Raw genomic sequence first — 13,305 nt, forward strand, 5'->3', positions numbered from 1 at the left:
CAGGCGGCGGATAACGCCGTAGGCGTTATGCGCCCTACGGGCTGGAGCGGCGCAATGGAGATCGCTTCAATGAAAAAGCCGGGCAGATGCCCGGCTTTTTCATGTGCGCGGCGCTCAGTCGAGCATGTCGCTGAAGCGTTCGTCCTTCTTGTACACCAGCGGCTTGGCGAAGCCCGGCACGCTCAGCTGGTCGGCGCCGATCTGGATCTCGCGGTCGTCGATCATGTCGTTGCCGAAGTTGTAGATGATGTCGAACTGGCCCTTGAGCGCCTGTTCCTCGTAGCGCCGGGCGGCGGCGCGGGTTTCCTCGCGGCGCGCCTGGTAGGCGTCGAAGGCGGCGGCGCCGTGGCGCTTGCGCAGCATCTTCTCGGCCACGCGCGGGGACAGCAGCACACCGGTGGCGTTGTTGCCGCCGAAGCCCTTGGAGTTGATGAAGCAGACGTCCAGGTCGTCGCGCTGGCGGTCGGTGTTGGACAGCGCGAGGCGATCCTTGTGCACGTCGTCGGCGAAGCGTTCGACGGTCTTGATGCCCGGCAGCAGGCCGTACTTGAAGGTGCCGAGGGCGGAGACCAGCTGGTCGGCGCTGGCGGTGGCCAGGGAGTGGCCGACGAAGGCCTTTGCCGCGGCCACCGGCCAGTCGCTGATGCCGAAGGCCTGGGCCACGCGGTCGAGGATTTCCGACTCGGTGACGCGGTTCGCCGGGGTGCTGGAGCCGTGGGCGTGGACGAAGCTGTGGCGGCGCACGCTGTCTTCGCCGACGATCTGCGCGGCGGCGGCCACGGCCTTGGCCATGGTCAGGTAGTTGCCAGGGCCGGGCGCGGAGATGGACTTCTTGAAACCGTCGGCGTTGGTGAATACATCGGTCACCGCGCCATGGATGTCGGCGCCCAGCTCCAGGGCCAGGGCGTCGTCCATCAGCACCACGTACTGGCTCGATTCGGCCAGGGTGAAGCCGCAGTTCTCGCCGAACGGGCGGCTGGCGCGGCGGAAGTCGACTTCGCCGCCGTCGCCCAGGTTGCGCAGGCCTTCTTCGGTGGCCAGCGCGCTCATGGCGGCGTAGCCCTCGACGACTTCCGAGGTGATCGGCGCTTCGCTGTTGCCCACCACCACCACCCGCGCCTGGCCGGAGGTAATCACCTCGATACCCTTCTGCAGGTTGTAGAGGAAGGTCGCGCAGGCGCCGGTGATGCTGCCGGTGAGGCCGACGCTGCCCAGCACGTAGGCGTTGATGAAGTCGGTGGGCATGCTGTTGAAGCCCAGCGGCAGCTGCTTGGCGCTGACCCGGTGGCCGCGCAGGCGCGACTGCAGCAGGCCGCCGAAGCCGTTCTCGTCGAGCTGGCTCATGATGCTGCTGGAGAACACCGCGATCTCGTCGGGCTGCACGTGGTCGACGATGCGCTGCCAGTCGATGCCCACCGAGCGGATCGCGTCGGTGGCGCCGACCACGGCCATCTGCAGGCCGCGCGGGTGGAAGCGCGAGGCGTACAGCTCGCCCGGCTCGAAGCCGGTGGGCAGTTGGCCGGCGGACTTCACCGGCATCTCGCGGTAGCTGTCGACCTTGACCTCGACGCTGTCGTGCAGGGTCACGCGCACCTGGTTGTCGGCCAGCTCTTCCACCGACCAGTTGGCCGGCAGCGGCTCGGGCAACTGCTTGCGCACGGTGACGAAGCTCAACGGCTGGGCGGCGCTGGCTTCAAGGGTGAGGTTCTTGTGCCAGTGCGCGGCGTCGACGTCGAAATACTGCGCCTCGATGCGGCGGATCAGGGTCGAGCCGAGGATCTGCGCGGCGTGGCGCTGTTCTATGGCGGCCAGGTCCAGGCGCTCGCCGTCGGCGGCGTCCAGATAGTGGCCGTCTTCGAATTTCACCAGCTTCATCATCACGGCCAGGCCGGCGAGGGTTTCCTGGCGGGCGCGCGCGTCCAGGGACTCCAGGACGGTACGGCGGAACGCGTGGTGGAAGGAACTGCGACCCGCTGCGTTATACCCACCAAAACCTACGATGACCGGTAGTCGAGACATCTCTCGCAAACTCCTTCATATGGGCCCGTCCTGTGCAGGACCGGATGGCGCGACCGGGAGCGTACGCGAGACGCAGGGGCGGCATCACGGATCGGGGCACAAGCCCGGCGGCAGTTCTGTGATTGGAATGCTTATGCTGACGAGGATGATGACTGCCGAGTCACGCTTTTGGCCAGGGATTGACAGCGAAAGGCGACGAACTTGCACGGAAGGGGGCGGGCGCGCGGTTGCGCAAGGGCGCCGGGAGCCAGGACGGCTCCCGGGCGGGGTGTTGCGAAGACTCAGCGGTACTCGATGCCGGGCTTCTTGGTGCTGACGCGAGTGCCGGACTTGCCCTGGGTGATCGCGACGATGTTCTCCAGCGAGCCGATCACCGCGTCCTTGCCGGTGGCGCGGGCGAACTCGGCGGCGGCCTGGACCTTCGGCCCCATGGAGCCGGCGGCGAAGCCGAGGCGTTCGAGTTCGTCCGGGTGGGCCTGGGCGATGCCTTTCTGGGTCGGCTTGCCCCAGTCGATATAGGCGGCGTCCACGTCGGTGGCGATGATCAGGATGTCGGCGTTCAGTTCCTGGGCCAGCAGCGAGGAGCACAGGTCCTTGTCGATCACCGCCTCGACGCCGGAGAGTTTCTTCCCGGAGTCGTCATACATGGTCGGGATGCCACCGCCGCCGGCGCAGATGACGATGGTGCCTTTCTCCAGCAGCCATTTCACCGGGCGGATCTCGAAGATGCGCTTGGGTCGCGGGCTGGCAACCACGCGGCGGAACTTGTCACCGTCCGGAGCGATGCTCCAGCCTTTTTCCTTGGCCAGGGCTTCGGCTTCTTCCTTGGAGTAGACCGGGCCGATCGGCTTGGTCGGCTTCTGGAAGGCCGGGTCCTTGGCGTCCACCTCGACCTGGGTGAGGATGGTCGCGAAGGGGACTTCGAAGGGCAGCAGGTTGCCCATTTCCTGTTCGATCATGTAGCCGATCATGCCCTCGGTCTCGGCACCGAGGACGTCCAGCGGGTAGGGCGCGACCTTGTCGTAGGCGGCGCCCTGCAGGGCCAGCAGGCCCACTTGCGGGCCGTTGCCGTGGGCGATCACCAGCTCGTTGCCGGGCGCCACTTTAGCGATCTGTTCGGCGGCGATCCGCACGTTTTCGCGTTGATTGTCCGCAGTCATGGGTTCGCCACGACGCAGCAGGGCGTTACCGCCCAATGCGACGACGATACGCATAGTCATTTCCTCCTGAAGGTGAAAACGCCCCCGGGCCAGTGCAACCGGCCCGGGGAGCGCATCCGTCGATCACATGTCGGCGAGGGTCGAGACGAGGATCGCCTTGATGGTGTGCATGCGGTTTTCCGCTTGCTCGAAGGCGATGTTGTACGGGGATTCGAAGACGTCTTCGGTGACTTCGATGCCGTTCTTCAGGTTCGGGTACTGGGCGGCGATCTGCTGGCCGACCTTGGTTTCGCTGTTGTGGAAGGCCGGCAGGCAGTGCATGAACTTCACGCGCGGGTTGCCGGCGGCTTTCATCATCTCCATGTTCACCTGGTAGGGCAGCAGTTCCTTGATGCGTTCACCCCAGGCTTCCACCGGCTCGCCCATGGACACCCAGACGTCGGTGTGGATGAAGTCCACGCCTTTGACGGCGGCCTTCGCATCTTCGGTGATGGTGATCCGGGCGCCGCTTTCCTCGGCGAATTTCTTGCAGGCGGCGACATGCTCGTCGGTCGGCCAGAGCTCCTTGGGCGCGGCGATGCGCACGTCCATGCCGAGCTTGGCGCCGATCAGCAGCAGCGAGTTACCCATGTTGTTGCGGGCGTCGCCCAGGTAGGCGTAGCTGATGTCGTGCAGCGGCTTGTCGCTGTGCTCGCGCATGGTCAGCACGTCGGCCAGCATCTGGGTCGGGTGGTATTCGTCGGTCAGGCCGTTGAACACCGGAACGCCGGCGTACTTCGCCAGTTCCTCGACGATCTCCTGCTTGAAGCCCCGGTACTCGATGGCGTCGTACATGCGGCCGAGCACGCGAGCGGTGTCCTTCATGCTCTCTTTGTGGCCGATCTGCGAGGAATTGGGGTCGATGTAGGTGACATTGGCGCCCTGGTCATAGGCGGCGACCTCGAAGGCGCAACGGGTGCGGGTGGAGGTCTTCTCGAAGATCAGTGCGATGTTGTTGCCTTTCAGGTGCTGTTGCTCGGTACCGGTGTACTTGGCGCGTTTCAGGTCGCGGGACAGGTCGAGCAGGTAGCGCAACTCGCGAGTGCTGTGATGCATCAGGCTGAGCAGGTTGCGGTTGTGCATATTGAAAGCCATGTTCTTTCTCCTTGTGGGATGGAATCTCGGCCCTCGTCAGTACAGCTCGTGGCTGGCGGGGCGGGCGGCCCTGGCTGGGGCCGCCGCATTGAGCAGGGTGAACTCGGGCGATCAGTAGTCGATCGGGTCGCGGATGATCGGGCAGGTCATGCAGTGGCCGCCGCCACGGCCACGGCCCAGTTCGCCGGCGCTGATGGTGATGACTTCCACGCCGGCCTTGCGCAGCAGGGTGTTGGTGTAGGTGTTGCGGTCGTAGCCGATGACCACGCCGGGCTCGACGCAGACCACGTTGTTACCGTCGTCCCACTGCTCGCGCTCGGCGGCGAAGCTGTTGCCGCCGGTCTCGACGACACGCAGTTTCTTCAGGCCGAGGGCGTCGGCGACCACGCTGATGAAGTCTTTCTCCTCGCGCTGCACGTTGATGCCGTAGGGGCTCTTCTCGTCCGGGCGCAGGGTGAAGCCGATGATTTCCTTGACCACTTCCGGGAAGACGGTTACCAGGTCGCGGTCGCAGAAGCTGAACACGGTGTCCAGGTGCATGGCCGCGCGCGACTTCGGCAGGCCGGCGACGATGACTTTCTCCGCCGCGCCCTTGGCGAACAGCGACTGTGCGACCTGGCCGATGGCCTGGCGGGAAGTCCGCTCGCCCATGCCGATCAGCACCACGCCATTGCCGATGGGCATGACGTCGCCGCCTTCGAGGGTGGAGGAACCGTGGTCCTTGTCCGGATCGCCGTACCAGATCTCGAACTCGGCGTTGGTGAATTCCGGGTGGAACTTGTAGATCGCGGTGGTCAGCAGGGTTTCCTGACGGCGCGCCGGCCAGTACATCGGGTTCAGGGTCACGCCGCCGTAGATCCAGCAGGTGGTGTCGCGGGTGAACTGGGTGTTGGGCAGCGGCGGCAGCAGGAAGCTGGAGTGGCCGAGGTAGTCGCGGAACATCTTCAGCGGCTTGGAACCTTCGCTTTCCGGTACGTCATCGGCGGTCACGCCACCGATCAGGAATTCGGCCAGGCGTCGCGGTTCCAGGCTTTCCAGCCAGGAGCGCAGCTCATTGGTCAGGCCCACACCGACGCTATTGGCAGTGATCTTGCGATCGAGGATCCATTTCAGCGCTTCGGGGTTCTGGACGGTCTCGGTCAGCAGATTATGCATTTCCAGGACGTCTACACCGCGCTCGCGCATTTTGGTGACGAAGTCGAAGTGGTCGCGCTTGGCCTGGTTTACCCAGATTACGTCGTCGAACAGCAACTCGTCGCAGTTGCTAGGGGTCAGGCGTTGATGGGCAAGACCAGGCGAGCAGACCATCACTTTGCGCAATTTGCCAGCTTCGGAGTGGACGCCAAGTTTGGTTTTTTCCGTGCTCATGAGTGTCTCCAGTGATGTCACAGAGTGAGGAAGCCGTCGTAGAGGCCATACGCCGCGATCAGGGCACCGACCACGACCACTGCGAAGATGAGCTTCTCGACGTTGGTGAAGACCGGTTGGCCGACTTCACGTTTCGCTTTCGCGAAGAGGATGACGCCAGGCGCATACAGCAGCGCCGACAGCAGCAGGTACTTCAGGCCACCGGCATAGATCAGCCAGACGGCGTAGATGACCGAGATGCCCGCGATGATCAGGTCCTTGCTGCGCTCGCCCGGATCGCTTTCGTAGGTCTCGCCTTTCACCGCCAGCAGCAGGCCGTAGGCGGCCGACCAGAAGTACGGGATCAGGATCATCGAGGTCGCCAGCAGCAGCATCTTGGTGTACGGGTCCATGCCGCTCGCGTCACCCGAGGTGAAGAACACGACGACCAGGAAGACCTGTACGCAGATGTTGGTCAGCCACAGGGCGTTGGCCGGCACCTGGTTGGCGTTCTCCTTGCGGAGGAACTCCGGCATGGTGTGGTCCTTGGCCGCGGCGAACATGATCTCGGCGCACAGCAGCACCCAGGACAGCAGGGCACCGAGCAGGGAGATCAGCAGACCGACGCTGATCAGCACCGCGCCCCAGTGGCCGACCACGTGCTCCAGCACCAGTGCCATCGACGGGTTCTGCAGCTTGGCCAGTTCCGGCTGGGTCATCACGCCCATGGACAGCACGTTTACCAGCACCAGCAGAAGCAGCACGGTGATGAAGCCGATGACCGTGGCCTTGCCGACGTCGGAACGTTTTTCCGCACGGGAGGAGAAGATGCTCGCGCCTTCGATGCCGATGAACACCCAGACGGTGACCAGCATCATGTTGCGCACCTGGTTCATCACGCTGCCCAGGTCCGGATTGCTCGCACCCCAGATGTCGGCGGTGAAGATGTCCAGCTTGAAGGCGAACAGGCAGATGAGGATGAACAGGAACAGCGGGACGACCTTGGCGACGGTGGTGATGGTGTTGATGAACGCCGCCTCCTTGATCCCGCGCAGCACCAGGAAGTGCAGGGCCCAGAGCAGCACCGAGGCGCAGACGATGGCCGCTACGGTGTCACCCTTGCCGAAGATCGGGAAGAAGTAGCCGAGGGTGCTGAACAGCAGGAGGAAGTAACCGACGTTGCCCAGCCAGGCGCTGATCCAGTAGCCCCAGGCCGAGGAGAAACCCATGTAGTCGCCGAAGCCGGCCTTGGCGTAGGCGTACACCCCACCGTCGAGTTGCGGCTTGCGGTTGGCCAGGGTCTGGAAGACGAAAGCCAAGGTCAGCATACCGACCGCAGTGATGGCCCAACCGATGAGAATGGCGCCGACATCCGCACTGGCGGCCATGTTTTGGGGCAGGGAGAAGATACCCCCGCCGATCATGGAACCTACGACCAGGGCGGTCAGCGCCCCGAGTCGCAGTTTTTGGCTGCTTTCTTGCGACATTTTCGGAATCTCCCTATAGGAGTTGGAGAGTGTAGTCATTAGGCGCCGACTGTCAGGGACGGACCCTGACGCAAATCAATAGCCTGCTAACAAATGTTTCCAACTGCGTAGCGGTGTCGGTCCGCTTGCTGAATTACGATAGGAGAGGTTTGCCGATATCGCCTGATCTAGAGGGGATTCTTGTGAGTTTCCTACCGCGCGGAGATGACAGTGGAGTGTCAGTCAGGCGTACGAGTGCGCAGTCGGAAGCGACAGATTTCAGCCTGGGGAATTTGCTTTTCTGTCAGGAGATGTTGCCGGGGCGGCGCGGAAGAAAGAAAAAAGCCCGGTGTGACCGGGCTTTGCTTCTTTATGGGATTGCCCGCCCAGGGTCGCTGTGCGGGCGGCGCCATCCGCGGGGAAGGGCGCCTGGGCCGAATGGCCGGAGGGACACCGCCGGGCTTGTGGCCCGCCGGGCGCCACGGACGAGGCCGTGGCGAAAGGGTGCATCGAGCACCTGTCGTGCAGAGGGCAAGCTCCGTGCCAGCCCGCAGCCGCGACGGAAAGCCGTGTAACTCGCGGCTCCGCGGTGCGGGAGCGCCGGGCGCATAGGCAAGAATCCGCCTATGCGTCGCCTTCGTCGGCGGGATTTCCGCCGTTGCCGGCAAACAGCAACCCATGCTTGCGCAGCTTGTCATGCAGCGTCTTGCGTGGAACGCCCAGCGCCTCGGCGAGGCTGCGCAGCGAACCGTGCTGGTTGGCCATTTCGCCGGTGATCAGGGCTCGCTCGAAGGCTTCCACCTGTTCGCTCAGGGAGCCGGTGGTGGAGAGGGGAGCAGCGTTGGCGGGATGGTCGTCCAGGCCCAGGTCCAGCCCCAGGGCGAAGCGTTCGGCGACGTTCTGCAGCTCGCGCACGTTGCCCGGCCAGCTGTGCCCCAGCAGTTGCGCGCGTTGCGCCGGCGCGATGGCGCGGGGCGGGACACCATGGCGTTGCGCGGCGCGTTCGCTGAAGAACTGGAACAGCAACAGGACGTCTTCGCCACGTTCGCGCAGGGGCGGGATGCGCAGGCTGGCGACGTTCAGCCGGTAATAGAGGTCGGCGCGGAAGCGGCCGTCGTCGGCGGCCAGGCGCAGGTCTTCCTTGGTTGCCGCGATGATGCGGATGTCCAGCGGGATCAGTTGGTTCGAGCCGAGGCGCTCGACCACGCGCTCCTGCAGCATGCGCAGCAGCTTCACCTGGACGTCTAGGCTCATGCTTTCGATTTCATCGAGGAACAGGGTGCCGCCATTGGCGAATTCGAACTTACCGATGCGGCGCTTCTGCGCGCCGGTGAAGGCGCCTTGCTCGTGGCCGAATAGCTCGCTCTCCACCACCGATTCTGCCAGGGCGCCGGCGTTGATGGCGACGAAGGGGCCGTTGCGGCGGCCGGAGAGATCGTGCAGCGCGCGAGCTACGACCTCCTTGCCGGAGCCGGTTTCGCCGAGGATCAGCACGTCTGCTTGTAGGCCGGCCAACGCGGCCACCTGCTCCTGCAGGCGCTGCATGCCGGCGGACTGGCCGAGCAGGCGGCCCTTCACTTCCTTGCGCTCGGCGAGGGCCATGCGCAAGCTGCGGTTTTCCAGCACCAGGCGGCGGACTTCCAGGGCGCGGCGCACGCTGTCGATCAGGGCATCGCTGGGGAAGGGCTTCTCGAGGAAGTCGTAGGCGCCGGAGCGCATGGCCTTGACCGCCAGGGGCACGTCGCCGTGGCCGGTGATGAGGATCACTGGCAGCTCCGGGTCCTGGGCGTGCAGTTGTTCCAGCAGTTGCAGGCCGTCGACGCCGGGCATGCGGATATCGCTGACCACCACGCCGGGCCAGTCGCGGGCGAGCGTCGCGTCCAGCTGGCGAGCGTCGCCGAGGCTGGTGGCGCGCAGGCCGGCGAGGTCGAGGGTCTGGCCCAGGGCCTGGCGCAGGTAGGGGTCGTCGTCGATCAGCAGTACCTGGGTATCGGCTGCGAATGCTGCGCTGCTGGTCATGCGCGGGTTTCCTCCTGGGGCGTCGGCATCACGCCGGGGATGCCCGGCAACAGGTGCAATTGTACGAGAGCGCCGCCCTCGGGGTGATTGCCCAGTTCCAGGTGGCCGCCCAGGGCGCGCAGCAGGGTATCGCAGATGGCCAGGCCAAGGCCCAGGCCCTTGGCGCTGGTCTTGGTGGTGAAGAAGGGTTCGCGGGCGTGGGCCAGGGCCTCGGTGGAGAAGCCCGGGCCGTTGTCGCGCAGGTAAAGGATGACGCCCTCCGGCTTCTGCTCGGCGGTCAGCCAGATGCGCCGTGGCGGCGCTTTTTCGCTGAGGGCGTCGAGGGCGTTGGACAGCAGGTTGGCGAGGATCTGCCGCAGCCGCGTCTCGCCGGCCTGGACCCAGATCGGGGCGTCGGGCAGGTCGCGCTGCAGTTCCACGCCCATCGCCTGGCGACGGCTGGCGACCAGCGCCAGGGCATCGATGATCGCCGGTTGCAGGGCCACGTTTTCCGGTGCGCGGCGGGCACCGCGGGCGTAGGCCTTGAGGTGGGCGATGATCGAGGCCATGCGTTCGGTGAGCGAGCTGATCTGTTCCAGGTTGCCTCGGGCGTCATCGATGCGCTGGTGGTCCAGCAGCACGCGGGCGTTGTCGGCGTAGCTGCGGATCGCCCCCAGCGGTTGGTTCAGTTCGTGGCTGATGCTGGCGGACATGGTGCCCAGGGCGGTCAGCTTGCCGGCCTGCACCACTTCTTCCTGGGCGTGCATCAGTTCGCGCTGGGCCTGCTCGCGGTCGTGCACCTCTTGCTGCAGCCGGGCGTTCGCGCCCTCCAGCTCTTGTGTGCGTTCGAGCACGCGCATTTCCAGTTGGCGCTTGGCCTGGGCTTCCAGGGCGATGCGTTCGAGGTAGTGGCGGCGGCTGATGCTCAGCAGGGCGAGCAGCAACAGCAGGGTCATCAGCGTTGCGCCGCCGATCATCAGGACGCTGCGCACCGGCCGATCGATCTGCGAGCGCGGCGTATAGATGCTCACCGTCCAGCCGGTCTCCGGGAGTTCGCGGCTAAGGCTGATCCAGCGCTTCTCGTCGATCCGCAAGGGCTTGGGGTCGAGCACCGGATAAGGAATGTTCTCGGCGATCTCGCGTTGCTTGGCGGGCGAAAGCGAGCGGCTGGCGTGGAAGCGCCAGGCGCCGTTGGAGGAGAGGATGGCCACGCCGTTGCTGTCGGTGACCAGCAACTGCTCGGGGGTGTTGCCCCAGAGCTGCTCCATGTGTTCCAGGTCGAGCTTGACCACCAGGACGCCCAGGAGTCGGTCGCCATCACGCACTTCGTTGGCGAAGTAGTAGCCACGTCGGTTGGAAGTGGTGCCCATGCCGAAAAAGCGCGCCGGCTTACCCTGGATCGCCTCCTTGTAGTAGGGGCGGAACGAGAAGTTGCGGCCGACGAAGCTGTCCGGCTTGTCCCAGTTGGACGCCGCCTGGGTCAGGCCGTCCGGGCGCATCAGGTAGATAACGTCGGCACCGGTGCGTTGGCAGATGTCGGCCAGTCTCGCGTTGGCGGCGTCACGGGCCTGGGTGTCGTCGGTGTGCTGCAGCGTGGCGCGAAGTGTCGGTAGTTCGCTGAGAACCGGCGGCAGATCCTCGTAGCGGCGCAGGGTGCCGAGCAGGTTGGCGACGTAGAGGTCGAGGGTCTGCTGGTTCTGCTCGGCGAGTTGTTCGCTGTAGTAGCGTTCGGCGAAGTGGTGGAGGGGCCAGAGGAGGAGTGCGGGAAACAAGAGGAGCGGAATCAACCGCCCCTTGGAAAAATTTGCCATTTCCTTGCCCGAAATATCAGTTGCTGGGACTACTCCCTGCAATTCTATGCTGGTTCTATCTCCAGCACGGCGAGCAGTTCGTGCACACACTCCGCCACACTCAGCCGACTGGTGTCGAGGCTGAGTCGTGCCGAGAGAGGCTCCTCGTAGGGAGCACTGATACCGGTGAAGTTCGCCAACTCACCAGCTCTGGCCTTGCGGTATAGGCCCTTGGGGTCGCGCAGTTCGCATTCAGCCAGTGGAGTGCTGACGTGAACCTCGATGAATCGCCCCTCACCCGTAATAGCGCGGGCCATTTCCCGATCCTCCCGATAGGGGGAAATGAACGAAGAGATAACGATGAGACCCGCATCGTTCATCAGACGGGCTACCTCCGAAATTCGGCGAATGTTCTCCGAACGGTCAGTCGCGGAAAAGCCGAGATCTCGGCACAGTCCGTGACGGACGTTGTCGCCATCTAGGGTATAGGCAAGTTTGCCGCGCTCCATCAGGGCCTTTTCCAAGGCGAACGCCAGCGTCGATTTGCCGGAGCCGCTAAGTCCGGTCAGCCAGACGGTCATTGGCTTCTGCCCCAGCAATCCCTGGCGGTCGGTGGTCGTCACCTGACTGGCGTGCCAGACAATGTTTCCTTCGCTGTTTCCCTTGCGATAAAGCTTCTGCATATGGCCCCAATCACCTCAAAGAAACGTCACCCCGTAGCCGCGGCGGCACCGGCTAGGGATAGAAGGTATTCCCGTTGGGTGGCTTGGGCAAACCCGACGAGCGAATTTGTAGACCGTTTGCGATGTCTACAATTCCCTCTGAATCGAAGTGTTGCTGACGAGGTCGCATGGGATATGGCCAATCGTCGCAAATTGCCTAGGAGGGGACGTGGAGCGAATCGCAATCATCGGAAGTGGGTTCTGTGGTACGGCATTGGCCATCCAATTGCTACAGAAGGCGTCCAAGCCGCTGCAGATAGCGTTGATTAACAAGTCTGGCCGTTTCGCCAAGGGTTTGGCCTATGGAACCTCATCGCCGAGCCACATCCTGAATGTCCCCGCTGAGCGCATGAGTCTGTTTTCGGATCGACCGAGCGACTTCCTGGATTTCGCTCGCGATCGTGCTGCCGAGGCGCGAGCCGGTGATTTCCTCTCACGTCACCTATATGGGGATTATCTCCAGGCCCGGTTTCAGGAAGCGCTGGAGAATTCCCACCCTAAAGTCACGTTCGAAAGCTTGAGTCGGCATGTAACAGATTTGCAGATGGTCGATGGGCGGATGAGTCTCGCTCTGGATAATGGCGAGAGCCTCGAAGCGACCCGAACGATTATTGCCACCGGCAACTTCTCGCCCGCAACACCGGCCTCCCTTCGAGAGTTGCAAGCGGACCCGCGTTATATCCGTGACCCCTGGAAGCACGGGGCTCTCGATGAGATTCCCGCGCACGCCCGTGTTCTGTTGCTAGGGACTGGCCTGACTATGTACGACATTGCGCTGGCGCTTGAGGACAACGGCCATAGCGGCCCTGTACTGGCCATTTCGCGTCGCGCTTTGCTGCCTCAAGCTCACCGCAACAATACGCGGCATCCTGATCTTCCGGCATTGCCGGAGTGCTTCAGGCAGCCTATGGGGCTGTGCACGCTCATCGCGACATTGCGCAACTTCATCCAACAGGTGGAAAAGGCCGGATATGACTGGCGAGATGCGGTCGCTGCCATTCGGCCCATTACGCCGATGCTTTGGCAAGGCCTGGACAATAAGGATCGAAGTCGATTCCTACGCCATCTACAACCGTACTGGGACACTCATCGTCACAGGGCAGCTCCTCCCGTCGCCAAACGTGTCGAAGACTTACGGAGCGCTGGCCGACTGCAAATACAGGCGGCCCGAGTTGTGGCGGCCCGAGGTGATGGCAATGGAATCCGCTTGGAGCTAAATCCCAGAGGCGAAGGTCAATCGAAGGAATGTGTGGTGGACTATCTGGTCAATTGCACGGGGCCTTGCACCGATCTGCGTTCGGCAAACGAGCCGTTACTGGCGCGGCTTCTAGCCCGTGGAGAAATCGAACAGGATGAGCACAAGCTCGGGTTGAAGGTCGATGGTGGATTCCGTGTAATCGATCGCCACGGAAATGCCAACCCCGGATTGTTTTTGCTCAGCCCGATGCTACGCGCCTCTTATTGGGAAAGTACTGCGGTGCCGGAGCTTCGCCAGCATGCCGAAAGGCTTGGTGAGCTATTGCTTGCAGATCATTGAACAAGATATCCGTGATTCTATTCAGGGCTATTGAATCACCGGTGTCGCCGTGAGAGGCCGCCCCGGTCAGGGATGATGGTCTGCGAACCTTCTCCCGACGGCTAAATGACGTAGTGGGCCGTAATGGGTAGG

At 63.8% G+C, this 13,305-nt stretch carries 9 protein-coding genes; 1 reads left to right on the forward strand and 8 read right to left on the reverse strand.

Annotated features, from left to right (window positions below):
• Nucleotides 1-114 precede the first annotated feature (114 nt).
• The 8 genes from P3W75_RS21920 to cysC form a co-directional block, all read right to left on the reverse strand.
• Complete coding sequence (locus P3W75_RS21920) at nucleotides 115-2,019, reverse strand: beta-ketoacyl synthase (RefSeq protein ID WP_276229415.1); 1,905 nt, start codon at nucleotides 2,017-2,019, stop codon at nucleotides 115-117.
• 281 nt (nucleotides 2,020-2,300) lie between these two features.
• The gene (gene arcC / locus P3W75_RS21925) at nucleotides 2,301-3,233 is read right to left on the reverse strand and encodes a carbamate kinase (protein WP_276229416.1); all 933 of its coding nucleotides are present in this window, start codon (nucleotides 3,231-3,233) and stop codon (nucleotides 2,301-2,303) included.
• 69 nt (nucleotides 3,234-3,302) lie between these two features.
• Entirely contained in the window at nucleotides 3,303-4,313 is a 1,011-nt protein-coding gene (locus P3W75_RS21930; protein WP_276229417.1) for an ornithine carbamoyltransferase, read from the reverse strand.
• A 111-nt stretch (nucleotides 4,314-4,424) separates the two neighbouring features.
• On the reverse strand, nucleotides 4,425-5,681 hold the full coding sequence (arcA, locus tag P3W75_RS21935) for an arginine deiminase (protein WP_276229418.1): 1,257 nt from the start codon (nucleotides 5,679-5,681) through the stop codon (nucleotides 4,425-4,427).
• Nucleotides 5,682-5,698: 17 nt separating this feature from the next.
• Complete coding sequence (gene arcD, locus P3W75_RS21940; protein ID WP_276229419.1) at nucleotides 5,699-7,147, reverse strand: arginine-ornithine antiporter; 1,449 nt, start codon at nucleotides 7,145-7,147, stop codon at nucleotides 5,699-5,701.
• A gap of 603 nt (nucleotides 7,148-7,750) precedes the next feature.
• Nucleotides 7,751-9,145 (reverse strand): sigma-54-dependent transcriptional regulator, encoded by a 1,395-nt coding sequence (locus P3W75_RS21945; protein WP_276229420.1) that lies wholly within the window; start codon nucleotides 9,143-9,145, stop codon nucleotides 7,751-7,753.
• Nucleotides 9,142-10,935 carry a sensor histidine kinase gene (locus tag P3W75_RS21950; protein WP_276229421.1) on the reverse strand — a complete coding sequence of 598 codons (1,794 nt, stop codon included), beginning with the start codon at nucleotides 10,933-10,935 and terminating at the stop codon, nucleotides 9,142-9,144. Before P3W75_RS21950 ends, P3W75_RS21945 begins: the two co-directional genes overlap by 4 nt.
• Nucleotides 10,936-10,979: 44 nt before the next feature.
• Nucleotides 10,980-11,597, reverse strand: a complete 618-nt coding sequence (gene cysC, locus P3W75_RS21955; RefSeq protein WP_276229422.1) for an adenylyl-sulfate kinase — start codon at nucleotides 11,595-11,597, stop codon at nucleotides 10,980-10,982.
• Nucleotides 11,598-11,805: 208 nt separating this feature from the next.
• Here cysC and P3W75_RS21960 point away from each other — a divergent pair, with 208 nt between their 5' ends.
• Nucleotides 11,806-13,173, forward strand: coding sequence for an FAD/NAD(P)-binding protein (locus P3W75_RS21960; RefSeq protein WP_276229423.1), 1,368 nt, complete (start codon nucleotides 11,806-11,808; stop codon nucleotides 13,171-13,173).
• Nucleotides 13,174-13,305 lie beyond the last annotated feature (132 nt).

This window comes from Pseudomonas citronellolis (assembly GCF_029335315.1).
Taxonomy (GTDB): Bacteria; Pseudomonadota; Gammaproteobacteria; order Pseudomonadales; family Pseudomonadaceae; genus Pseudomonas; species Pseudomonas citronellolis_A.